The following is a 24,212-nucleotide window of genomic DNA, read 5'->3' on the forward strand; positions in this document are numbered from 1 at the left end:
CTTATCAATCGTAATAACCTACAGTTATGAGCTTTGATACCATTCCTCCAAGAAGAAACGCTAATCCAAAGACCATTAAAGCTCCATATACAAGGGTAAACCCTATGGTATGTATATTTTCCCCATATAACATTCTTAAAAGACCACCATTCCCAACTTTGCCACCAAAGAGAAGTATTAACAAGATAACGGGGATGGTAATGAGCCATTTACTCGCATTGATATAGTTAAAAGCTTTTGCAAAGAAATGAGGAAATATATATACAAGTGTCACGCAGGTGAATTGCAAAACAAGAGTTGTAAAAAAGTACACATAAAAATATTGTCCTAGTGATGTTGTGACAAACATCGCGTCAAAGTAAAGGGTGGCAATCAGAATTAAAAACTCCACACCTAATAACCTCCCCAAGATTATTGATTTTGTTCTGGCATCATATAGCATAATCGCTAATGCTAAAACAATTAAGGAAACTGCCGCTAACAAAAACAAATGTTGACTGTTTGATATAAACCCCAAGATCGTGCAAGGGGAAAATATCAAGAGAAGAGCAAAGAGTTTGATCTTGGAAATTCGTCTTTGCTTTTTAGTGTCTCGTATATCTCTAAATGCCGCCTGAACGGCCATTTCTTGAAATAAGTCTTTTGGAAGAGTAAAACGCTGATATGCTCTTTGTCCATGTTCGGTTATTCGCCAAAATTTGGCTTTTCTCAGCCATTCTGCTTTAACGCACATTGTTGCAAGTGTCTCAACTTGCTCAATGCATTCGTCTTCCTGTAGACCTAACCGCAGTCTTATTGGCCTATTCATAAAATATTCGAGTACATCATCTTCTTTTGCCTTTCCATTCTTTGACAACAAGAAAGATAATAGTTCTCGAAGCAGAATACCTTTTTGCTCAACGGTTAATTTCTTTGCTGTATCCATTAATGACTTTCTGTTAAAAACTTCCTCGTTTCTTCAATCTTGTTCTTCTCCACTTTTTCATTTTCTTCCCAATACTCCAAAAGCTGACCGATCGTCAGCACCGCATGCATGGAATAGCCCGCCTGCGCCAGCGATTCTTTCGCGCCGGATTGACGGTCCACAAGCACAACGACATCTTTCACGACCAAGCCTGCGCCTGTCAATTTTTCAATGGCCTCGAATTTACTTCCGCCGGTAGTGGCGAGATCATCAATGACGACGACCGTTTCGCCTGCGTGATATTCGCCTTCGATCTCGGCCTTCGTGCCATAGGACTTGGCTTCCTTGCGCGGGTAGATCATGGGATAGTTCCCAGCGAGGGAGATGGCAGTCGCAATGGGAATTGCCGCATAAGGTAAGCCAGCGATGCGGTCAAATTTCAAATCTTTGAGCAAAGGCAAATATGCCGCACCGATCTGCTCCAGTAGTTTGGGATAAGTGATGATCTGGCGCAAGTCAATGTAAATGGGACTCTTGAGTCCCGACTTGAGGGTGAATTCTCCGAATTTGATACAGCCTGCGGAGAGGAGCTCATCGGCAAGGGATTTTTGTGATTGGGTAAGTTTAGTCATTGAGTTTTCCTTTATGTGTTTCCATCCATACTTCAATCGCGTTAAGTAAAATGGGATTCCCTTCTTTTACCTTTTCAATTACAAGTTGTTTCCCATTTTCGAGTTTTATATGCACAGGATAAGAAACTTCATTTTTTCCTAATTTTTGTTCAAGGGTTACCGAAAAATTTCGCTTACATGGACTCGACGTTCCCAAACAAGATATTTTGCAACAAGGTAATCCATATCAAATGTAATTTCTCGAATTTTTATGCCTTGCCAAATTAATACGCCACCCATTAGCGATCCCAACAAGACAGTTAGCATATCATCACTGAAAGAAAAACCGTTTTCGAACGAAACTGCTATGGTTATATAGATGATAGGCAATCCCAAAATCCCAAAAATTGTTGCTTCGATGATGTTTTGATGGAATGTTTTGGCGTCATCAAGTTTCCATAAATCGGGACGTTGCCGTTGGATAAACCTAATAACAACAAGATAATCATCTATTTGTTGATTTACAAAAACTTTTACATCGCCATCCTGATTTGCCAAGAGAAGTCCACCCTTCTTAGTTGTAACTTCAGCGATTTCATTCCATCCAAGTGTTTTTGCTCCTAAAAGGTTTATGGATGATATAGCTTCGTCAGAAACGATGAGCTTGTATGTAAAAGGGAGAAACAAGTAAATGGCAAGCCCAGCAAGAGGAGCGAAGCAAATTGGAGTGAATGGGACTTTTTCAAAAATAAGCCCTCCAAAAATAAAGAGAACTGCAAAGACAGCATAGTATAGTCTTGCCTTTGCAAGACTATAGGATTTAGGTTCATCGAAGTTGAGATGCTCTTCTTCTGTCATTTTCGCAATTCTCTTTTGATATGCAATATTTCGTCTCGTATTTCAGCCGCGGCGAGACCAGGCTTTTCGGCACGTGAGATGCCGCGCGAGATGGGGATCAACATCCCTTTGCCGTCTTTGCGGAGACCAGCTTTGAGCGCGGCTTCCAACTCTCCGCCTTGGGCGCCGACGCCGGGCGCAAGGAACCACAGATCAGGTGCAGCGGCACGGACACGCTTGGTCGCTTCCACATGTGTTGCGCCGACAACCAGTCCAATGGTGTTTTTGGTATTCCATTGTTGGGCAAGTTTGGCGACGTGGATGTAGAGAGGGATTGAGGACGGAGGACGGAGGACGGATGTCTCCGACTCGGTCGTCAGTCTTTCGTCCTCGGTCACAAGAATGTCTTGTAAATCTCCTGAACCAGAGTTACTTGTCTTACAAAGCAGGAACACGCCTTTCTCTGGATAACTGAGAAACGGATCGATTGAGTCTTTTCCCAAATACGGACTCAGCGTGACACAATGCGCGCCTAAAGTCTCAAATACAGACTTAGCGTACGCCTCTGCTGTCGAAGCGATGTCGCCGCGTTTGGCATCGAGGATGACAGGGATCAGTGAACCGAGGCGCTTTGACTCTTCGTCAATGGCTTCGATGACCTGCTTGAGCGCTGTCCAGCCTTCGGCGCCGAAGACTTCGAAGAACGCGGCGTTGGGTTTGAAGGCCGCAGCGTAGGGCGCGGTCTGTTTGATGAGATTCAGGCAAAAGTCCAGAGCAGAAGCGGCGGTGGGGGCAGATAAATCATTGACATGTGGATCAAGCCCAACACAGAGCAATGACGAACAGTCATCCACCCGCTTTTCCAAAAAAGAGAAGAAAGTTTCCATTAAGATTCCTTTTACCACGGAGACACTGAGTCACGGAGATTTTTTAAAAAGGTTTTCTCAGTGCCTTCGTGTCTCCGTGGTTAGATAATTTACGCCTTACCCAATACCATTGCGAGAAGAGCCATTCTCACATACAACCCATATTCCATTTGACGGAAGTATGCGGCGCGGGGATCATCATCGAAATCCACGCTGATCTCGCCTACGCGCGGGAGCGGATGCATGACCGCCATCTCTTGCTTGGCGGCTTTCATGATCTCGGGGTCGATCACATACGCGCCCTTGACCTTTTCATAATCGGCGGGGTCTTCGAAGCGTTCTCTCTGCACACGCGTCACATACAGGATGTCGGTTTCGGGCAGGACTTTTTCAAGCGTGCTATATTCCGCCTGTGGCACGTTCTTCTCCGCCACTTCGTCCATCACTTCTTTGGGCATGCGCAGAATATCAGGCGAGACGTAATTCAACTTGATGTTCGTGAACTGCGAAAGCAGACGCGCCAGCGAATGGACGGTGCGTCCGTATTTCAGATCGCCGAGCATGGTCACGGTCAGGTTATCGAGCCGTCCCAACTCTTCCATGATGGTGAACGTATCGAGCAGTGCCTGCGTGGGATGTTCGCCGACGCCGTCGCCCGCGTTGATCACGGGTTTCTTCGCCGCCTTCGCTGCGATCGCCGCCGAGCCTGTTTCAGGGTGGCGCAACACGATCACATCGGCATAACATTCAAGCGTGCGGATGGTGTCAGGCAGGCTCTCGCCCTTCGACACCGAAGAATATTTCACTTCGCTGATCGGAATGACCGAGCCACCGAGTCGTTCCATCGCCGCAGTGAACGATGAAGAAGTACGCGTGGACGGTTCATAAAAAAGATTGGCAAGAATTTTGCCTTTGAGCAAGTCGAACGTCCCCACGCGTTCGACCATGCCGCGCATCTCGTGCGCCACGCCGAACACATACTCCAGGTCGTTACGGTTAAACTGCTTGACGGATAGAATGTCCTTGCCATACCACTCGGCGTTTTTATTCTCGCCGAACGGCAGATGAGGGGATGAAGATTGAGTTGGCATAATTTAGTCTCCTTGTTGATTTTTCGTTATCCGATATTTGTTACTCGATAATTGTCTTTCGACATTCTTTTATGAGATCGGGACCTGGTTCACACCTTAGCCGAATCTCGAATATCCAATTTTATTTTTGCCTCAACTTTTTTCTGTTCGCTTCTTTCTTCGGGTGAGGCTGATTCTGTTTCAAGGCAGCTTGCTATCTCCTGGTTTTGTCCAGTCCCAAAATACTCACAATAACTCCGCTGACTGAAATTGCTAACCAAATTAGTACGAAGAAAAATAGTGAACTTCCACTGATAATAAATAAATTTCTTCGGCATATTAAAGCTGACGCGTTTAAGCAAAATATACTGTATGCTGTAAATTCGACAATCGATATACATAGAATAACTACAAGACTCGCTTTAAATCTATTTCGAGAAAGAATAAATACAAAGTATGCAAGAAGCATTTCTATGCCAACGCCATCCCCAGCCTTTTTGACATTCAAATATATTGAGATGGCAATAGCTATAATGCCCGCAGTCGACCAAAGCAAATAATATAGCCTTATGCGATTCTCTTTCGCCTTTTGCTCTCGAATAATTTGATTAATATCTTTCTTCAATTCTTCTCCTCATGCCCATGCCTGTGATGAATATCGGGCATGTGATCGTGCGCATGTTCCTCAGCAGGATGCTCATGTTCATGCGAATGGACTCCCTCCGCGTTCGCGTCATCGTGTCCGTGCGCGGGGTCGTCATGCCTATGGCTGTGCTCATGAAATAAAACCGTGTGTGCGTGTGGATGTTCATGTTGTTCATTGATCAGTAACAACGCGCCGCCGATCATCAAGATTGCGGCGATGATAAACAAGAACGAAGGAAATTCTCCAAAGATAACAATCGATAACAACACACCCGCCAGCGGAGCCGTGCCATATAACGCACTCGTCCGTGCCGCGCCCAGTCCACGCATGGAGCGGATAAACAACATCGTGCTCAAGCCATAACTGACAAATCCCAAGATCAACGTGGCGAAAATTGTCTTCACTGCTGGAAACGGATTACCAAGGAACCACGCGAGGAAGAACGAGAACGTGCCTGCGACCAATCCCTTCCAAGCCACGATGGCAAGCGGGTCTTTGCCTGAGATGTTACGCGTGAAGTTATTGTCCGCGCCCCAGAGCACGCACGCAAGAATGATGCCCAATGCGCCGAGCGAGAGTCCGAATCCGCTTTTGAAATCAGTCGAGAGAAAAATGCTCGCGAGTGTGATGACGATGATCGCTGTCCATGCGCGGCGACCGATGGCTTCCTTGAAGAACAACAACGCGATGAGTGTTGTCCCTACGCCTTCGAAGTTCAACAACAACGAAGCGGTCGAAGCAGGCGTATTCTGTAAACTAACCATCAACACGATCGGCGCCAGAATCCCGCCCGAGATGATCGCACCCGCCAGCCACTTGATATCGGGCGGCTTGATGCCTGCTTCCACTTCTTTGGCGCGCATGCGTTGAGTCAGCTTGACGAGTGCAATCCCTGTTCCGCTTCCAATATACAAGAACGCCGCGAGGAAGATCGGCGCAATGTCACCTAACAATAATTTTGCAATAGGTGCACTTGCCCCGAAAAATATCGCGGCGAGTAAGGCTTGGAAAATGAACGGTAGATTGGATGATTTCATTAGCATCTAACGTTCTTCCCGTATCCCTGCTCCGCTAAAACCTTTCCATCCTCAAAAGCGACTTGTCCGCGTAACACAACTTTTTTCACTTTACCTTTGACCTTCCAGCCTTCGAACGGAGTCCAGTTACAGCGCGTGAATTGATCATCTGCTTTGATTTCATAGACGGCATCTTCGTCTACTTCGATCCATGTTTCAGGTTGTTCGGGGATGCTGAATATCTTTCGCGGATTAATAACTGACTTTTGAATAACATCGTCAATGGTCAATACCCTTCGGGCACGATGTCGTCCATCGTCCACCGCTGTGAGTAATAAAGGAAGTAATGTTTCCAGCCCAGGGAATCCGGGCGGGGGATTGTCGGAGTCTTTTTCTTCGATTGTGTGCGGGGCGTGGTCGGTGGCGAAACAGTCGATCACGTCCATGTTTGCCCATAAGGCATCTACATCTTCTTGCGTGGCGAGGCGCGGGCGGACTTCACCGCGTCCGGGATGTCCGTGCGAGATGGCGGGAATATCTTCTTTTGTAAGAAACAAATGATGCGGACATACTTCACACGTCACTTTAATGCCACGTTCTTTGGCGGCTTTGATGAGCAGAACTTCTTCTTTCAATGAGATATGTGCGATGTGAACGGGACGATCATAGATGGCGGCGAATAATATCCCTGCCGCCATGGTCCGTGATTCGGAATGAAGGACAACAGGAAATTTTTTAGGGAAGTTTTGAAAATGTGGCATCCACAGAGTCATGTCATCAAGGCGGAGTTCGCCAAAGGTGGAGTCAAGGTACATTTTCAGGCCAGCGGTTTTATGTGCAATCTCATGTAAGGGACGGCGGCTGCCGCCCCCTACGGCATTATCTGGCCCCGCGCCGACGTATTGTCCGTAGTCACAACGGGCTTTGCTTTTTGCGGCATCGAGCGCGAGGTTAAGAGTCGCTTCATCGAAGATGGGAGGTTTGGTATTGGGCATACCAAGGATCGTTGTCACACCGCCAGCGAGGGCAGCTTGGGTGACGGTATCCCAATCTTCTTTATGGGTTTGTCCGGGTTCGCGGACGTGGACGTGAGGGTCAATCAGGCCGGGGAGTTTGAGCATGTTATACTCTCTTAATTCGAATAAAAACGTTAACTTGATTTTAGCAGGCTATTAATACCTTGATGTTACATTTACTATATGGCTACTATAACAATGTCACAATATAAAAGTTCAAAGGATGCATCTGGCTCTTGGATAGTGATTCTGCTGCAAGGCGTGATCTCTCTCTTCAAGAATATCGTGTCTGTCATCCTGCTGTTGATTACTACAATATTTTTTCGATGGGTAAATGGAAAGCAGTCCGAGTATGATGATTTGGAAGATAAACCAAAACATTGAGTAAGTACGTTGTTAATTTGGCAGACAGGTATGCCAAGGCATTAGCGGGGAGTTTGATCATGGTATTAGGTTCCAGGTGAAATAAAAGTTGTTGAGCAGGGTCAGCTTCAAGTTAAGAAAGATGCGGACATGATAATGGGGATCGAATGCGTGAGTCACATCCAATCCCCATTGTACAACGTTGAAGAGCGAGTCTATTAGTCGCCGCGGACTGCCGGGGCTTTGAAGATCAAGAAGATCGTGTTGACGAAGATGCCGAGAATGGCGGCGAAGACGATGGCGGGGATGCCACTGGGGAAGATGTATGGCACGTTGAAGGGGAATACACCATTGGGCAGAGCAAGGTTACCGCCGATACCGCAGACGAGAATGATCGCGCCGACTGCAAGTTGTTTCGGGTCGAAGAGGTTGACCTTCTCTGATTGAATGAGCGCAACGCCTTGCATACCGATCACACCGAAGAGATAGATGCTCAAGCCACCGACAACTGCGGCAGGCATGGTGTTGACCAGCGCCACGAGTTTGCCGAAGAAGCCAAGCACGATCGCCATTGCACCAGCGGTCATGAGGACGGCGGTGGAGTAGTTGCGTGTGATCGCCATGAGCGAGTTGTTCTCACCATAGTTTGTGCCAGCCGCGCCGCCCAATAAACCGACGACGATATCATCTGAACCATCAGCGACGAGGTTAAGGCCGATGAGTTCTTTGATGTTGTAGGGCTTGCGTCCCATTTCGGCGGCGAGTTCATCAATGTAAAGGCTCATCTGATACAGATGCGCAGTCGACTCGGGGACGGTGGCGATGAAGATGAGCGCAACGCTCAAAGCCATACCCCAAGCCTCAGGGTTGTTGAATGCAGGGAATGTGAACTTGGGAAGTTCGAGCCAATTGGCACTCGCCACATTAGCGAAGCTGACCAACCCGAAGAAATACGCAACGATATAACCAAAGATCGCACCGAGCAAGATCGGCAACATACCGAGCAAGCCTTTGCCTTGCAGATACACGGAGAACAAGATCGTAGCCACCAAAGTGATGAAGGCTACTGTCCATGTTTTGGCGGCGATTTCAGGAGCGGCCCAGTTACCAGCGTTGCCAAGCGCGGCACCAGCCAGCGCCACACCGATGACCATCGCCATGGAACCAGTGACGATTGGAGGCAGAACGCGATCCAATGCGGCTTTGCCGATGCGCATGATGAGCAAGCCGACCAGAATTTCGAACACCGCGGTGAGGATAATACCAACTTGAACGATCTTTACGCCCTCAGGACAATACACTGCCGTAGAGTTATAACAATCGGGTGCAAATTTGCTCATCACTGTGATGACCACAGCGATATAAGAAAATGACGAACCGTAGTACATGGGGATCTTGCGCTTCGAAACCAACAGGGCAACGATGGTTCCGAGACCAGATGCCAGCAATGTGATGCCCACATCGAACTTGGTCAGGATGGCGACCAACACCGTGGCGGGGAACATCGTCAGGAATTGTTGGAAGCCGAGACTCAACATCGCACCGACAGGTGGATTGTCATCGGGCAGGTAGCCGAAGACTTTCGGCGCTTCTTTCTGGACCTCAACCTGCTGAGGCTGAAGCGGAGCTTTTGTCACCGCCTTTGCCTTTTCCCCTTTCGGGGATTTTGAATTGGACTTGCCTTTTGTTGCCATTTCACATTCTCCTCTCTGTGTAGGTTTGCCCACGCTGGGGCAAAGTATAAAAAAAGAGAGCCGCTAAAAGCGACTCTCCAAATTCAAAAAGTAGAAACAATCATCCCGAAGAAGTGGTGGTGCAATGATCGTTTGCGGTGTGGATGCCTGTACATTGGGCGGAATTTTACGCCGATTCAGTCAAGTGTCAAGTGTTTGAAAAAATTTCATTCGAAACAGGATCCACCAACCTTTAAGAAAGAAGCGGGTGTTATAGAATGCCTGTGAAGGGTATAATCCCGCCATAATTTTCGTAAGGAGATGGAAAATGTCATATCAGAATGTGAAAGTCCCTGAAGGCGGGGCAAAGATCTCAATTCAAAATGGGAAGTTGAATGTTCCCGATAATCCGATCATCCCGTTCGTGGAGGGTGATGGCACTGGGCGCGATATTTGGCGTGCTTCGGTGCGTGTGTTCGATGCGGCCGTGGAAAAAGCGTACGGCGGCAAACGCAAAGTGCATTGGATGGAAGTGTACGCGGGTGAGAAATCTTTCAAGTTGTTCCAGAGTTGGTTGCCTGATGAGACAACCGAGGCCTTCAAGGAATTTCTGGTTGGCATCAAGGGACCTCTCACAACCCCGATCGGCGGCGGCATCCGTTCATTGAATGTGCAACTCCGCAAAGTGTTGGACCTCTATGTTTGTCAGCGTCCTGTGCGTTGGTACAAGGGCGTGCCCTCGCCTGTGAAGCATCCTGAAGACGTGGACATGGTCATCTTCCGCGAGAACACCGAGGATATTTATACAGGTATCGAGTTCGCGAACGGCACAGAAGATAATGAGAAGTTCAAGAAGTTATTCAAGGAAGCCTTCCCGAAGGAATATGCCAAGATGCGCTTCCCTGATTCCTCTGGGATTGGTTTCAAGCCTGTGTCTGTTGAAGGCACTGAAAGATTGGTACGCGCCGCCATTCAATGGGCGTTGGATAACAAACGCAAGAGTGTGAACTTTGTCCATAAGGGCAACATCATGAAGTTCACGGAAGGCGCGTTCAAAGACTGGGGTTATAAACTTGCCGCGCGCGAATTCCGCAATCAAATCGTGACCGAACGCGAAACATGGATCCTTGGCAACAAGGAAAAGAATCCGAATTTGAGCGTGGAAGATAACGCTAAGATGATCGACCCTGGCTTCGATATGATGAGCCCCGCACAACAGAACGACATTAAGGGTGAAGTAGATGAAGCCCTTAAATTATGGGCCACGCACGGCGAAGGCAAATGGAAGAAGATGCTCCTCATCAAAGATTCCATCGCCGATGTATCTCTACAGTTCACGATCATTCGCCCGAAGGATTATGATGTCATCGCCACGATGAACTTGAATGGCGATTATCTCTCCGATGCTTTGGCCGCGCAGGTGGGCGGTATTGGTATCGCTCCGGGCGCGAACATCAACTATGTGACCGGTCACGCCATCTTCGAAGCGACTCATGGTACGGCTCCGAAATATGCTGACCTCGATAAGGTTAACCCGGGTTCAGTGATTCTCTCCGGTGAGATGATGTTCCGCTACATGGGCTGGACCGAAGTCGCTGACTTGATCGTCAAAGGCATGGAAGGGGCCATTGCCGCGAAGACAGTCACTTACGATTTCGCCCGCTTGATGGACAACCCGACCGAAGTGAAATGCTCCGAGTTCGGCGATGCGATCATCAGTCATATGTAAGTAGCGATCAGCGTTTAGCTTTTAGTGAGTTCATGAAAAAAGTCGGGACCTTCACGTCCCGACTTTTTGATTCTTAGAAGTTGCTTCCCATACGGATATTTTATTGTTATTCACCGGGTTGTGGCGATTTGATCGCCCAGAGCGCCAGATCCAGGAAGGCTTTGGCAAATTCCGGTTGGAAGGTCCCCTCTGCGCGAGGCGGATAATATTGAAAGCCGGCAGGAACCGAGGCAAAGCGTCCGCCGCAATCCACGGAGGGGCGGCCGGAATGTGTAGCATCATCCATGTTGCCGGTTACCTGCCAATCACGCACACCATCTGCGACAAACCCATATTGCATTTTTGTGCCGCGCAACGTATTCCCTTCCACAACTCCGCCATGGAGTGTTTTGTCTGTGTCGGCGGGCCAGCAACCCCAAACCCTGACGCCCATGCCCAACCCAATTCGAATCACTGCACCAGAAGCATCAATGCTGTTATTTCGCACGATGGTCCCTGTGTAATCACCTTCATAGGGATCGAAATCCACCATGTTGATGCCGCCTAGTAGTGTACGCGTCTCAGCACGGATCGTGTTCCCTTCGATGATGGAGCCGGGCGCTCCGAAGATCACGATCCCGCCATCGGTGGCATCCACGATCAGGTTGTTGCGCACAATGGTATTCATACAAGCCAACGAGATACCATCTGCCCAGGTTGTATCGCTACTGCCGGCAGGACCAATCTCGTTATCTTCCACTAAAGCATTACTACAAGGTTGTGCTGTAGAATGTCCTTGGATCAGGTGCAAAGAAGACCAACTGCGAGTCTCCATGATCTTAACGGAGCGAATAACCTGTCCTTTAGCGAAACCACCTGCATAGATCAAAGCATCCCCACCTTTGTAACCAAGCTCGGGACGATTCCCATCCACAATGACATTGCTCAGAACAACATCAGAATAATCTCGCATGACGATGGCGGTTGTTAGGTTGGGAGATGCGATCCGCAAAACGGCACGACGGTCATCGGTGGGAAGACCCTCTGTGTAGATCTGCTGGCGGTCTGCATTGATCACGACTGAGCTTGTCAGGTTGAACACAGCACCCGGACATAACACAGCGATTGCTCCCGGCCCGCGCAGTTTTTTGTTGATGTCGGTCTGATCACCGGAAGGGATGCAAGGTTCTTTTGTTGGCGAGGGAACAGGCGAAACGGTTGGCGTTGGAGGCACTTCGGTGAGAGTTGGTGTAACTGTCACCGCGACCGGTGTGGAAGTTTGCGCTTGCTCTCCACATCCTGCTACCAGAACCATTGTTATCGTTAGAAAAATGACAATCATTGTTCTATATTGAATATTTTGGTAAGCTCTATTTTGATTTGTTTTTATCATACCCAACTCCATATGTAGTTTGACGATCCCATTTTAACCTCTTACAACATTTAGTCATCCATCATCCCATTCCATGACAAACATCACTAACCAAATGGGTGAGGAAATCCTACAATGAAGTCTAAATTGGCGTTTTTGTATCCGAATTGATGGAGATGCAGATGGAAGTCTATACTCATGATCTGATCATTCTGGGTTCGGGGCTGGCGGGGCTACGTGCCGCGCTCGAAGCCTCCATGCAAAGCAAGGGGGAGTTGAACATTGCGCTCGTTTCGAAACTACAACTGATGCGCGCCCACTCTGTTGCGGCTGAAGGCGGGACCGCCGCCGTGATGCGAAAGGATGAGGGCGACAGCTACGAACTCCACGCGTGGGATACGGTCAAAGGCTCGGACTTTTTGGCTGACCAGAACGTTGTGGAGTTTTTCGTTAACGAGATGCCTAAGGAAATTCTACATCTGGATCATTGGGGCATTCCCTGGTCTCGGACGGAAGACGGACGCATCGCTCAACGACCATTTGGCGGACACACCTATCCCCGGGCCGTTTTCGCCGCTGACAAAACGGGCTTCCTCGAGATGCAAACGTTGTACGACACGTTGATGAAGCACACGCGCAAACTCAACCGTTATGACGAAGTCTTCGTCACATCCATTCTTGTGGAGAATGGAAAGTTCGCTGGCTTGACCGCGCTCGATATGATCAACGGCAAATATGTGTTGATCCGTGGCAAGGCATTGATCCTTGCCACAGGCGGCGCAGGCCAGATCTTTGGTTTCACTACGTATTCTGAAACTGTCACGGGCGATGGGCTGGCGATGGCGTATCGTGCGGGTCTTCCGCTTAAGGATATGGAGTTCGTGCAGTTCCACCCCACGGGACTCATCCCCAGCGGTATCTTGATGACCGAAGCCTGCCGTGGCGAAGGCGGAACTCTCGTCAATGCCAATGGTGAACGGTTCATGGATAAATACGCCGCCAAGTTGATGGAACTCGCGCCGCGAGACATTGTCTCGCGTTCAGAGATGACCGAGATCGAAGCAGGCCGCGGCTTTCCCGGACCTGATGGCTTGGATTACATCCATTTGGATCTGACTCACCTCGGACGTGATCGAATCATCGAACGCCTGCCACTCATCCGTGAGGTGACGATCAAACACATTGGGCTTGACCCCATTGAAAAACCGATTCCCATCCGTGCGGTGGCGCATTATTCGATGGGCGGTGTGCATACGGATATCAAGGGACATACCCCGATTGAGAATATTTGGGCGGCGGGTGAAGTCTCTTGTGTGTCGTTGCATGGAGCGAATCGACTCGGGTCGAACTCCACGGCGGAATGTCTGGTGTGGGGGCGAGTCACAGGCGAAGAAGCGGCGCGCTATTGCGCAGAAAATGTATCAGACAAGAAAGTATCCATTCAGGCAGAGCAGGAATGGTCGAAGATAGAAGCGTTGATGTCATCCAATGGAAAAGAAGATCATTATGTGATCCGCAAAGAGTTGCGAAAGACTCTCGATAAGAATATGGGTGTCTTCCGCACGGGCGAAGAGATGCAGGCGGGGCTGGATAAGATCCGCGAGTTGAAGGAACGATATAAGGGGATTTCGTTGAAGGATAAGGGACTGCGCTACAACACGGACTTGATCCGCGCGGTGGAGACGGGTTTCATGCTCGATGTGGCGGAAGTGGCGACGCTCGGTGGTTTGAACCGCACTGAGTCACGTGGGAGCCATGCACGCCGCGATTTCAAAACGCGCGACGATGAGAATTGGTTGAAGCACACGATGGCGCATTACACAGAGAAGGGTCCACGATTGGATTATGGCCCTGTGGATATTTCGATGTGGAAGCCGGTGGAACGGAAATACTAGCTAAAAGCTAATAGCTGTTAGCTTTTAGCTTTGAAGGAGTTGATATGAACACGAAACCATATCCAAACAGGCTCGGTATTAAGGGGTGGGTGTATGCAGGGAAGTATTCGTTTGAACGTTACCTGTATTTGGGACATCGCATTTCGGGTTTGGGTTTGATCGCGTATATGGTGTTACACATCGTTGAGACGGCCAACCGCATCCGAGGCGAGGAAGCCTGGGCTGGTTTGATGGCGCTGTTCGCTTCGCCGCCGTTCAAGGTGATCGAGTATTTGTTGTTTGCGATGGCGGTCTTCCATGCGATGAACGGTATACGCTTGATCCTGGTAGAGTTGGGATTTTTCCTCGGCAGGCCGAAAGAACCTGTATATCCGTATTCGACATCGGTATTGCGTCATCGCCCGTTGACGTATGTCATGATGATCATTACGTTCGTAGTCATCATCCTTGGCGGTTCTAGTTTTTTCTTTGAGTAAAAATCTTCGCCCTGAGCGGAGGGACTGAGTGTAAGTAGAAGTCCCGTAGACGAAGGGCGGCGTTTCGACTGCGCTCGCCTATCGGCTCACTCCGCTCAACGCGAAAGGAGATTTATCATGCGCGAATCAAAGTTATGGTCTCTGCACATTCTTGCCATTCCGATCATTGCCGTGTTGCTGGGAATGCACTTTGCAGTGATGCACTATGCGCCCGTTTTCTACGGCATGAGCGTGGACAAGGCTCGTGAGTTTTCCACGATGATCGAGCGCGGAAAAAGCGTTGCACAGTTCGTGATCTACATTCTGTTGCTGATCACGGGTCTCTATCACGGGTTGTACGGTCTGCGCGGAATATTGCGTGAACTGCCGCTGACACCGACTCTCGTAAAGGTTGTTGATGTTGGCATCCTGTTGTTCGGGTTGGCGATCTTCGCGCTCGGCTTTTATGTTACGTGGTGGACGTTCAGTTATTAGACAATGGACGATTGACCATCGACCGTCATGGTTCATTGTCAATGGTCAATTGTCGTTTGGAGTAATAATGACTAATACAAAACAAATCACCTTCCGCGTTCGTCGTTTCGATCCCGATAAAGAATCCGCGCCGCATTGGGACGAGTACAAGATACACGTCCACGATGGGATGACCGTGCTCGAAGCGCTTCATGAGTTGAAAGCCAAACAGGAACCGACTCTTTCATATCGTTCCTCCTGCCGTATGGGAGTCTGCGGTTCGTGCGGGATGTTCATCAACGATCTGCCGCAACTCGCCTGCCAGACTCAAGTCCTTCATCTCGGCACGGACGTGGTCACTGTGGCGCCGCTTCCCAATTACCCGAATGTCAAAGACCTCGTCCCGAACCTTGAGCCGCTCATTCAGAAGCATGCCGCGATCAAGCCGTTCATCATCCACACCAACAGCACGGAGGTGGATAACCCAACAGGTGAATTCATCCAATCTGCGGAGGAGCGCGAAGCGTTCAGTCAATTCACCTACTGCATCAAGTGTGGGATCTGTCTCGCGGCATGCCCGACCGTTGCAACTGATCCGCTTTTTCTGGGGCCTCAAGCTTTGGCCCAAGCCTATCGCTACACCGCGGACAACCGCGACTGCGGTTTGCAGGAACGCCTCTCTGCCATTGACGCCTTCCACGGACCGTATCAATGTCACATGGCGGGTGCATGTTCACAAGCCTGCCCCAAAGGTGTGGACCCTGCTTTCGGAATCCAATTGCTCAAACGCACGTTGGTGCTGAACAACATTGGCATCGGCAGAAATAAGAAGACTGCTGAGGTTCGTCCGTTGGCAGATGTGGTGAAAGAGATCGAGAAGTTCGCTCCGCCGCCGAGGACCGTGTAATAACAAATTATGAGGAAGCGACCTTTATGTTCAAGGTCGCTTTTTTGTCCATGTAGGTAGTCAAGTACGTAAAACACCATTTAGAAAATAAGAATCTCCAAGATTTGCGCAACAAAAAGGTTGCGTAATGTGATGTGTCGTGATATTATGCAACTTAAAGGTTGCGCAAACCGTTTACAACATTTAAAAATAAGGAGTTACATATGATGCAGAATAATATTAATCAAAGTTTTACCATTACCCTTACAGTCGACCAAACCCCTGCAGAGGTCTTCGATGCCATCAATAACGCCCGTGGATGGTGGTCACAATTAATTAAAGGCAGAACCGACCAATTGGGTGCTGTGGTTTATTATCACCATCAAGATCTTCACCGTTGTACCCTCGAAATCACGGAATCTGTGCCTGGCAAAAAAGTTGTCTGGCATGTTTTACAAAACTATTTTTCCTTTGTTGAAGACAAGACAGAATGGACAGGAACAGATATTGCTTTTGAAATTTCCAGGCAAGGTGATAAAACCGAGCTTTGCTTTACACATGTTGGCTTGGTTCCACAGTTTGAATGTTTCAATGCCTGTTCAGATGGATGGAGCACATATATCAAAGGTAGTTTGTATAGTTTGATCACCACCGGGAACGGCCACCCTAATATGGGTGAGGCGATCACCGAAAGCGAAAAAACACTTGGCAAATAAAAAGGAATTGGATGACATGAGCGATCAAAATTACACCGTTACCCTTGTGGTCGATAAAACTCCGGAAGAAGTCTTTGCCGCCATCAACGACGTACGCGGATGGTGGACCGGAGAAGTTGAAGGGGAGACTGATAAACCCGACGCTGAGTTCACGTACCGTTATGACGATGCACATCGAAGCACTCACAAGATCACTGAATTTATCCCGGGCGAGAAAGTTGTATGGCATACAATAAATAGTCATTTGAACTTTGTAAAGAACAAGACGGAGTGGAATGGCACAGATATTCTCTTTGAGATCACCAGACAAGGTAATCAGACAGAACTTCGTTTTACACACTTTGGCCTGACCCCTGCAATTCAATGTTATGGTGATTGTTCCGGCGCATGGGGCTTTTATATCAACGAAAGCTTGCACAACTTGATCATGACAGGAAAAAAGCAACCCAATACACAGGAACCGTAACCCACGGGCTGCGTATTTTTCAAACCTGCGATATGATTACAAACAAGGACATGGTTATGGAAGAGAACCGCATTGAAAGACATATTGACCTAAAGGCATCTCCTTCTAGGGTTTGGAAGGCATTGACCGATTACCGGGAGTTCGGCCAATGGTTTGGTTGCGAATTCGAAGGTCCCTTTGTTGTCGGAAAGACAGTTCGCGGGAAGCTAAATCACGTCAGTTATGAACCGTGGGAGATCGATGTAAAACAAATGGAACCCGAGCGATTGTTCTCTTTCACGTGGCACCCGTATCCGGTAGACCTGACAGTGGATTACTCCAAAGAAACACCGACACTAGTCGAGTTTACGTTGGAGCCAACCAGCAACGGGACTCGCCTCACTGTGACTGAATCGGGTTTCAAAAATATCCCCGCAAATCGACGGCTCGAAGCCTTCCGCAAGAACAATGAAGGTTGGGTCGTACAATTGGAGAATATCGCCAATTATGTCAGGTAGTGTTTTGTCCCGGGGTTTCACTCTCCAGGCAAATACCTTTGCCGCCTTGGGTGATAAAACCCGTCTCTCGCTGATCGCCAGACTTTGCCAGGTTTCGCCACAATCGATCTCCCAGTTGGCTGAGGGGACCAAAATCACCCGGCAGGCTGTGACAAAACACCTTCATATCCTGAAGAAAGCGGGGCTGGTGCATAGCATTCGCAAAGGGCGAGAGACATTGTTCGAGTTCGATGCCACCCCGATCGAAACAATGACAGAATACCTCGATCTGGTATCCAAACAATGGGACAAGAAACTTATCGATTTGCAAAACTTCCTTGAAGAATAAAGTGGAAAGTTATGGGTATAAAAAAGAACGCCTTTCGGCGTTCTTTTTTGTTTCTAATGTAAAATGCCGCAAACCTCACTTGTTGGTGTAACGTTAGGCGTTTCTATCGAACAAAATTTTCATAGCATCTAATATGTTCTTGGCTATTTCTAATAGTTGATAATATGTGGCTGGGTACCCCCCTGCCAGTTTAATATTATGTAGTTCGAGTATATAAGGATCAAATCGATTTTCTCGTTCATCATCATCTTCGGATCCGATAGGATGACTTGCTCCGAGTATGTTTGCAACTCGTTTTATTATAATTTCGCGAGAGATTCTAATTTGGGGATGAACATCATCTTGAGATGGTACTTCATAAACACCAGATGCGAGCCACTCAGAATATCGAAGTAACACAGGTCGCGCTGTTGATGGCCCCGCTTCATAAGATTTTTTAGCAAGTTCTTTCATTTTATCTAGCGATAATGTTCCTTTAATAAACATAACATCTTTTACTTTAATTTCTGGGCTTTCAACTCCGCTACCTAAAGGTAAATAGGAGTATTTGTTTCCTTTCAGTGCATTTTTAGCACTTTTTGACATGGTTGTGTTTGTTAATTTTAGTTGTACCCCTTCAGTTTCCACAAGAGAATCGACTTCTCTTTTCATATCAACCCAGATACGAAGACAATGCGACAAATCGAGAAAACTAATATTGTCTTTGTGCTCCAATGACTGACGGTAATGTCTTTCTAATCGATTGTATTGAAGAAGAATATGATCGATAGCCATATATAGATGCCTCACATCTAGTATAAACCTATTAGCAACCAAGTATAGAAAACAGTCCCGCAACTACAGGACTGTTCGTTTACTAGTTCGTCTCTTGATGTTCCGCTATCAACCACTTCAAGATATTCTCAAGATGCTCGTCAGTATATTCTGCCCCATGGTCGCCGGGACTATGAACGAAGGTGTAGGGATATTTTGACTGATCTAAAACATCAGTGAGATAGGTTGTCAAAACGAGGATGGCATCCTGGTCACCGACATCGAGCATCACCTGCGGGTGTTGATCGGGCGGCATGGCGGAGATCCAGTTCGTAAATTTCTCCTGCTCGCCACCGGCGATCCCGCCGCTGAGAACTGCTACACGGCTGAACACATCCGTCGCTCGAAAAGCAGACCGGATGGCGATGGCCGCTCCGTTCGAATACCCGGTGATGCTCCGATGCAAACGATCTGGTTGCGTACGATAATGAGAGTCGATGTAGGGCACAACGTAGTTGACGATCTGCTCGTCAGCGCCGAGTCCTTTATTCGGGTCAATTTGGATCAGTACCTGGATGAACGCAGGGACGTCCCCTTTGTCTGTGAGACGATCTGATACATCGTATAACTGCTGCCACCATGTTCTGGCATTCGTCCAATACAACACAGGATATGTGGCATCCGTATACTCTGCATAACAAGGCGGCAGATACACTGCGATGATGTGATTCTCTCCGGTATCTGGAAACAAAACCTTGTCCGTAACCAACTTGCCGGGTTCATGGCATTCAGGCAACGGAGTTGGCGTCAGGGTTGGCATGGGTGTTGCGGTGGATGGCATCAATGTTGCTTCTGGTTGAGCGCACCCAACCAAAAGCAACACCATGACCAGCATTGCGCTGGTGAGAGAATGTTTCATTTTGTCCTTATCCCTGGACGCGAAGAAGGATCACACTGACGGGGTCTTTGGTGGATGCTGTCCGTTTACTTCACGTTCACCAGTTCAACATCGAATATGAGTGTGGCATTGGGTGGGATGACTCCGCCTGCGCCACGTGCGCCATAGCCAAGGTCTGGCGGGATGACGAGTTGAGCCTTGCCACCGACTTTCATGAGGGCAATGCCTTCGTCCCAGCCTTTGATGACCTGTCCGATGCCTAGTTTGAACGAGATCGGCACGCCTCGTGAAACGGAGCTGTCGAAGACCGTTCCATCCTGCAGCCTGCCTGTGTAATGCACGTCAACGGTCTTTCCCGCCTCCGCTTGCACGCCAGTGCCTGCTTCCAACTCGATATATTCCAGTCCACTTGTTGTTTTCATATTGTCTCCGTTTCTTGAAGTAAAGATAAGGTTGATGCAATTGACTTCCTGTAATGATTATATGCGAAACATACCTGACCGAAGGCTTGGGACCGTTGTGTCCATTATGTTCTTACAGGCATTCCTGTTTACCAAACCCACAAATTGTTAGCAATTCAGAGTGTCAAGGGGTAAAATAATGCCGTTTCAACTATTTCTTTTGGAGGTTTCCATGGGCTTGAAAAGGAACGTCAGCCTTTCAACGGCTCTGGGGTATAAGGGGCAAGGTCCGTATTTGACCTTTATCCTGCATCGCATTGGTGGGAGCGCATTGTTCATTTTCTTCACAGTTTATATTTTGTCGCTGGTGGGAGTGCAGTCCATGCACGCTCTGATGAGCAACTGGCTCTTCCAGGTGGTCTTTCTCGTTTTCGGGTTGTTCCACGCCATCAACGGCTTGCGTATCACCATCCTTGACCTGTCACCGAAACTGATCGAGCATTTCCGTACTGCCATCAGCATTGAGTGGGTGGCATATGCGCTTGTGGCTGGGTTCGCGATCATCGTTGTATTACGAAACGCGTTTGGAGGCTGATATGGTGACGAGAACACTTCCCATTAAAAAGCGTGGCTTCAATTTTGAAACGTTCATGTGGGCCTTCACACGCTTCACTGTCGTAGCGATGTATGGATTGATCCTCGCAGGCATTCTCGGTGCCTTGAGCCTTAGTGCGCAGACCGGCGCCAACGTTGGCGACATCTTGTACTGGGCATTCTTCCCGAACATGACGGGAAATCCGCTTGGGCAGGTATGGATGGTCATCCTTGCCAAGTTGATGGTTATTGCCTTCGTGCTCACCGCCTGCGGACATGGCGTCCATGGCGTGTTGGAGATCTGGGATGATTACGTCACTAATGAAGGTGCTCGTCGTTGGGCGCGGAATATTGTCATCACGTATGCAATTGTGGCATGCATCATTGCTGTCTATGTGATCTTGAGTGCGTAAAAATAATTAACCGCTAAGAGCGCAAAGAACGCAAAGATTTCTTTATTGGTTTTCTTAGCGATCTTAGCGTGCTTCGCGGTAAAAATGGTTCAGGAGTTTTCATGGCAAATGTTCATCAGTTTGAAGTAATCGTTGTTGGCGCGGGCGGAGCGGGACTCATGGCGGGTCTCTATGCTTCCCGCGGCGCGAAGACGGCGGTCATCAGTAAGTTGTATCCCACGCGTTCACATACAGGTGCTGCGCAGGGCGGTATCAGTGCGGCATTGGGTAACTACGAAGAAGACAAACCCGAATGGCACATGTACGACACCGTCAAAGGTTCGGATTATCTTGGCGATCAGGATGCCATCGAATTCATGACGAATGAAGCGATCGATGCTGTGCTTGAGCTTGAGCATATGGGGCTTCCCTTCGACCGCACGCCACAGGGCAAAATTTCACAGCGTCCGTTTGGTGGGCACACCAATAACGAAACAGGCAAACCCGTCCGTCGTGCCGCACACGCCGCAGACCGCACAGGTCACATGATCTTGCAAACGCTGTATCAACAGTGCATCAAGAACAAGGTCACGTTCTTCGATGAATATCAAGCGCTTGACTTCATCATGGTGGACGGTAAAGCCGCGGGTGTTGTGGCAGTTGAATTGGCCACGGGCGAACTGCATACCTTCCACGCGAAGGCTGTTATCTTTGCCACGGGTGGATACGGCCGTATCTTCGAAGTCACATCCAATGCGTATGCGTATACCGGCGACGGCGCTTCTATCTTGTTGCGCAAAGGCATTCCGCTCGAGGATATGGAGTTCTTCCAATTCCATCCCACGGGTATTTATAAACTTGGCATTCTCATCACCGAGGGTGCGCGCGGTGAAGGTGCGGTGCTTATCAACGGCAACGGCGAACGTTTCATGCCGAAGTATGCGCCCACTGTGAAAGACCTCGCTTCACGCGATGTTGTCTCACGCGCGATCCTCACAGAGATTAAAGAAGGCCGCGGTATCAACGGCAAGAATTATGTCTATTTGGATATTCGTCCTGAGACGGTCAACAAGTTTGCCGCAGAAGATGGACGCACTAACCCCGACGGCTCTCCCTTAAAGATAACTGGTGAAACGGTACTGACGAAGATTCCTGACATTGTGGATTTCTGCCGTGTCTACCTTGGAGTTGACCCTGTTACTCAAATGATGCCGATCCAGCCGACGGCACATTACGCGATGGGCGGCATCCCGACCAACAAGTTTGGTGAGGTGGTCACTGACGATAAAGGCACAACCGTCCCTGGGTTGTTTGCGGCGGGTGAATGTGCGTGTGTATCTGTCCATGGCGCGAACAGACTTGGGACGAACTCCTTGCTTGATCTGGTTGTGTTCGGCAAACATGCAGGTCTCAAAGCTGCGGAGTATGCGAACAAGGCTGAGTTTGGGAAACTGCCTCAGAACGCTGAAGCAGACGCAATGTCCGATTTTGAGGCGTTGAAGAATGGGTCGGGCAAAGAGAATGTGTACGATATTTCCAATGAGTTGAAGTATGTCATGTTTGCGGATGTCGGTATCTATCGCAATGAAAAGGATATGGCTTCAGCTTTGGAGAAGGTCCGCGAGTTGAAGAAACGTTTCAAGGATGTGAAGGTCAGTGACACGGGCAAGGTGTTTAACACCGAATTGCTGAACGCGTGGGAACTTGGCAACCTGCTCGATATTGCGGAAGTGGTTGCGGCGAGCGCGTTGAACAGAAAAGAATCGCGCGGCGGACATTCACGCGAGGATTACCCTGAACGCGATGATGAGAACTGGTTGAAGCATACGTTGATCAAGAGGAAGAACGATAAACTTGAGATCAGCTATAAGCCTGTGGTCATCACAAAGCATCAGCCGAAGGCAAGAGTGTATTAGAGGTACATATGGAAGTCACAGTCAAAATCTTTAGATACAACCCCGAGAAGGACGAACGCGGACACTACGAAACGTATACAGTGGAAGCGCAAGAGACCGACCGCATTTTGGATGTGCTTGAGTTGATCAAAGGTCACAAGGATGGTTCGCTGGCGTTCCGTCGTTCGTGCGCGCATGGTGTGTGCGGATCGGATGCGATGCGCATCAATGGCCGCAACATGCTGGCATGTAAAACCCTCGTGCGTGATGTGGGCGCAAAGATCACAGTTGAGCCGATCCTTGGCTTGAAAGTTGCCAAAGATCTGATCGTGGATATGGATCCGTTCTTCGATAACTATAAGAAGATGCTTCCGTATCTCATCAACGACACCCCGTTACCTGCAGATGGACGTGAGCGTTTGCAATCTCCCGAACAACGTGCACGCTTCGATGAATCGACCAAATGCATTTTGTGCGCGGCTTGTACGACTTCGTGCCCGTCGTTCTGGGCGAGTGACGAGTATTACGGTCCCGCCGCGTTGGTGGCCGCGCATCGCTTTGTCTTTGACAGCCGTGATGAAGGCGCATCACAACGCTTGGAAATTCTGAGCGAAACAAACGGAACCGTGCGCTGCCACACAGCCTATAACTGCACGAATGCCTGCCCGCGTGATATTCACATCACCAAGGCAATCGGTGAGTTGAAGTTGGCGATGGTGACGGGGAAGTTGGAATAAATTCAGAAGTTAGAATGTAGAATGCAAGCCGTGTCCATAAGGATGCGGCTTGTTTATTGTATTTATAAAGTTTGTCTTTTAGTGCTTAAGAGCCAGTCATGAAGTGCCAATTTTAGGGCTTATAATCCACCAATTGAAGAAAGTATATGTGGAGTTCCAAGTCAAAAGCACTTAACGAGAACACTCAAAAGATCACCTTATACAGTTGGGGGAGACAATTAACGTACGGAGATGTGGTCTCTTTCTGGATGTCCAATGCGGGCTTCAGGAAGTTTTATTTTTCCATTTTGCAGAAATCGACTTTCAATGCGTTCTTTTGGGAAAATCCGCCTGTTACAAGAGCGACGCTTAAACAACCCTATGAGTTTGTCTTGATCAACAGCGCGCAGCTTTCAAAGATCGCCGCGGATTCGAGCCCATTTCAAGATCGATTTAACCCAGGTCAAACTGATGAAAGCGTGATCACCTTTGGCAATTTAGGACGCGACGCGGAGTTGATCGTCCCTTGCCCCATTGCTCCGTATCGTATCTACACTCACTTTGCATCGTTTGTCCGTAATGCTCCCGACGATCAAAAGCACGATCTATTCATCTCTTTAGCGAATGCGCTGATGGACAATATCAATGACAAACCACTTTGGGTCAGCACCTCGGGGCTTGGAGTATATTGGCTTCACATCCGATTGGATGTAAGACCGAAGTATTACACCCACGAGCCGTATCGTAAGTTTACAGAATAACGG

General features: G+C 48.6%; 27 protein-coding genes. 14 read left to right on the top strand and 13 right to left on the bottom strand.

Annotation, left to right across the window (positions count from 1 at the left end; translation table 11 throughout):
- Positions 1-4: 4 nt before the first annotated feature.
- The 9 genes from IPP66_05085 to IPP66_05125 form a co-directional block, all read right to left on the bottom strand.
- Complete coding sequence (locus tag IPP66_05085; GenBank protein ID MBK9924650.1) at positions 5-925, bottom strand: hypothetical protein; 921 nt, start codon at positions 923-925, stop codon at positions 5-7.
- Positions 925-1,536, bottom strand: a complete 612-nt coding sequence (locus IPP66_05090) for an orotate phosphoribosyltransferase (protein ID MBK9924651.1) — start codon at positions 1,534-1,536, stop codon at positions 925-927. Before IPP66_05090 ends, IPP66_05085 begins: the two co-directional genes overlap by 1 nt.
- 156 nt (positions 1,537-1,692) lie before the next feature.
- Positions 1,693-2,373: a hypothetical protein gene (locus IPP66_05095; GenBank protein ID MBK9924652.1), complete on the bottom strand. Its 681-nt coding sequence runs from the start codon at positions 2,371-2,373 to the stop codon at positions 1,693-1,695.
- Positions 2,370-3,239: an orotidine-5'-phosphate decarboxylase gene (pyrF, locus tag IPP66_05100; protein MBK9924653.1), complete on the bottom strand. Its 870-nt coding sequence runs from the start codon at positions 3,237-3,239 to the stop codon at positions 2,370-2,372. Before pyrF ends, IPP66_05095 begins: the two co-directional genes overlap by 4 nt.
- A gap of 89 nt (positions 3,240-3,328) precedes the next feature.
- Positions 3,329-4,309, bottom strand: coding sequence for an aspartate carbamoyltransferase (gene pyrB, locus IPP66_05105; protein MBK9924654.1), 981 nt, complete (start codon positions 4,307-4,309; stop codon positions 3,329-3,331).
- Positions 4,310-4,502: 193 nt separating this feature from the next.
- A complete protein-coding gene (locus tag IPP66_05110) occupies positions 4,503-4,913 on the bottom strand; it encodes a hypothetical protein (protein ID MBK9924655.1) in 411 nt (136 codons plus the stop codon).
- The gene (locus IPP66_05115) at positions 4,910-5,971 is read right to left on the bottom strand and encodes a DMT family transporter (protein ID MBK9924656.1); all 1,062 of its coding nucleotides are present in this window, start codon (positions 5,969-5,971) and stop codon (positions 4,910-4,912) included. Before IPP66_05115 ends, IPP66_05110 begins: the two co-directional genes overlap by 4 nt.
- The gene (locus IPP66_05120) at positions 5,971-7,071 is read right to left on the bottom strand and encodes an amidohydrolase family protein (protein ID MBK9924657.1); all 1,101 of its coding nucleotides are present in this window, start codon (positions 7,069-7,071) and stop codon (positions 5,971-5,973) included. Before IPP66_05120 ends, IPP66_05115 begins: the two co-directional genes overlap by 1 nt.
- 476 nt (positions 7,072-7,547) lie before the next feature.
- The gene (locus IPP66_05125) at positions 7,548-9,023 is read right to left on the bottom strand and encodes a xanthine permease (protein ID MBK9924658.1); all 1,476 of its coding nucleotides are present in this window, start codon (positions 9,021-9,023) and stop codon (positions 7,548-7,550) included.
- A 307-nt stretch (positions 9,024-9,330) separates the two neighbouring features.
- On the opposite strand from IPP66_05125, the gene icd reads away from it, so the two are divergent.
- The gene (gene icd, locus IPP66_05130; protein MBK9924659.1) at positions 9,331-10,731 is read left to right on the top strand and encodes an NADP-dependent isocitrate dehydrogenase; all 1,401 of its coding nucleotides are present in this window, start codon (positions 9,331-9,333) and stop codon (positions 10,729-10,731) included.
- A 106-nt stretch (positions 10,732-10,837) separates the two neighbouring features.
- Here icd and IPP66_05135 read toward each other — a convergent pair whose 3' ends face one another.
- Positions 10,838-12,103 (bottom strand): right-handed parallel beta-helix repeat-containing protein, encoded by a 1,266-nt coding sequence (locus IPP66_05135; protein MBK9924660.1) that lies wholly within the window; start codon positions 12,101-12,103, stop codon positions 10,838-10,840.
- Between the two features lie 161 nt (positions 12,104-12,264).
- On the opposite strand from IPP66_05135, the gene IPP66_05140 reads away from it, so the two are divergent.
- The 8 genes from IPP66_05140 to IPP66_05175 all read left to right on the top strand — a co-directional run bounded on the left by IPP66_05140 (position 12,265) and on the right by IPP66_05175 (position 17,799).
- Positions 12,265-13,977, top strand: coding sequence for a succinate dehydrogenase/fumarate reductase flavoprotein subunit (locus IPP66_05140; protein MBK9924661.1), 1,713 nt, complete (start codon positions 12,265-12,267; stop codon positions 13,975-13,977).
- Positions 13,978-14,021: 44 nt separating this feature from the next.
- Positions 14,022-14,453 (top strand): succinate dehydrogenase, cytochrome b556 subunit, encoded by a 432-nt coding sequence (sdhC, locus tag IPP66_05145; GenBank protein ID MBK9924662.1) that lies wholly within the window; start codon positions 14,022-14,024, stop codon positions 14,451-14,453.
- A gap of 117 nt (positions 14,454-14,570) precedes the next feature.
- Positions 14,571-14,927 (top strand): hypothetical protein, encoded by a 357-nt coding sequence (locus IPP66_05150; protein ID MBK9924663.1) that lies wholly within the window; start codon positions 14,571-14,573, stop codon positions 14,925-14,927.
- Positions 14,928-14,994: 67 nt separating this feature from the next.
- Entirely contained in the window at positions 14,995-15,813 is an 819-nt protein-coding gene (locus IPP66_05155; protein MBK9924664.1) for a succinate dehydrogenase iron-sulfur subunit, read from the top strand.
- 206 nt (positions 15,814-16,019) lie between these two features.
- On the top strand, positions 16,020-16,508 hold the full coding sequence (locus IPP66_05160; GenBank protein ID MBK9924665.1) for an SRPBCC domain-containing protein: 489 nt from the start codon (positions 16,020-16,022) through the stop codon (positions 16,506-16,508).
- Positions 16,509-16,524: 16 nt separating this feature from the next.
- Entirely contained in the window at positions 16,525-16,974 is a 450-nt protein-coding gene (locus IPP66_05165) for an SRPBCC domain-containing protein (protein MBK9924666.1), read from the top strand.
- 56 nt (positions 16,975-17,030) lie between these two features.
- Positions 17,031-17,471, top strand: a complete 441-nt coding sequence (locus IPP66_05170; protein MBK9924667.1) for an SRPBCC family protein — start codon at positions 17,031-17,033, stop codon at positions 17,469-17,471.
- On the top strand, positions 17,461-17,799 hold the full coding sequence (locus IPP66_05175) for a helix-turn-helix transcriptional regulator (GenBank protein MBK9924668.1): 339 nt from the start codon (positions 17,461-17,463) through the stop codon (positions 17,797-17,799). The genes IPP66_05170 and IPP66_05175 overlap by 11 nt, the downstream gene beginning before the upstream one ends.
- A gap of 93 nt (positions 17,800-17,892) precedes the next feature.
- Here IPP66_05175 and IPP66_05180 read toward each other — a convergent pair whose 3' ends face one another.
- The 3 genes from IPP66_05180 to IPP66_05190 all read right to left on the bottom strand — a co-directional run bounded on the left by IPP66_05180 (position 17,893) and on the right by IPP66_05190 (position 19,872).
- A complete protein-coding gene (locus tag IPP66_05180) occupies positions 17,893-18,573 on the bottom strand; it encodes a hypothetical protein (GenBank protein MBK9924669.1) in 681 nt (226 codons plus the stop codon).
- A gap of 82 nt (positions 18,574-18,655) precedes the next feature.
- The gene (locus IPP66_05185) at positions 18,656-19,471 is read right to left on the bottom strand and encodes a hypothetical protein (protein ID MBK9924670.1); all 816 of its coding nucleotides are present in this window, start codon (positions 19,469-19,471) and stop codon (positions 18,656-18,658) included.
- A gap of 65 nt (positions 19,472-19,536) precedes the next feature.
- A complete protein-coding gene (locus IPP66_05190; protein MBK9924671.1) occupies positions 19,537-19,872 on the bottom strand; it encodes an FKBP-type peptidyl-prolyl cis-trans isomerase in 336 nt (111 codons plus the stop codon).
- 211 nt (positions 19,873-20,083) lie between these two features.
- On the opposite strand from IPP66_05190, the gene IPP66_05195 reads away from it, so the two are divergent.
- The 5 genes from IPP66_05195 (at position 20,084) to IPP66_05215 (ending at position 24,209) form a co-directional block, all read left to right on the top strand.
- On the top strand, positions 20,084-20,446 hold the full coding sequence (locus tag IPP66_05195; protein MBK9924672.1) for a hypothetical protein: 363 nt from the start codon (positions 20,084-20,086) through the stop codon (positions 20,444-20,446).
- A gap of 1 nt (position 20,447) precedes the next feature.
- Positions 20,448-20,858 carry a hypothetical protein gene (locus tag IPP66_05200; protein ID MBK9924673.1) on the top strand — a complete coding sequence of 137 codons (411 nt, stop codon included), beginning with the start codon at positions 20,448-20,450 and terminating at the stop codon, positions 20,856-20,858.
- Positions 20,859-20,959: 101 nt separating this feature from the next.
- On the top strand, positions 20,960-22,753 hold the full coding sequence (locus IPP66_05205) for an FAD-binding protein (GenBank protein ID MBK9924674.1): 1,794 nt from the start codon (positions 20,960-20,962) through the stop codon (positions 22,751-22,753).
- An 8-nt stretch (positions 22,754-22,761) separates the two neighbouring features.
- Positions 22,762-23,469, top strand: coding sequence for a succinate dehydrogenase iron-sulfur subunit (locus IPP66_05210; protein ID MBK9924675.1), 708 nt, complete (start codon positions 22,762-22,764; stop codon positions 23,467-23,469).
- Between the two features lie 146 nt (positions 23,470-23,615).
- On the top strand, positions 23,616-24,209 hold the full coding sequence (locus tag IPP66_05215; GenBank protein ID MBK9924676.1) for a hypothetical protein: 594 nt from the start codon (positions 23,616-23,618) through the stop codon (positions 24,207-24,209).
- The last annotated feature ends 3 nt before the right edge of the window (positions 24,210-24,212 follow it).

The sequence above is a fragment of the Candidatus Defluviilinea proxima genome, from assembly GCA_016721115.1.
GTDB classification, from domain to species: domain Bacteria; phylum Chloroflexota; class Anaerolineae; order Anaerolineales; family Villigracilaceae; genus Defluviilinea; species Defluviilinea proxima.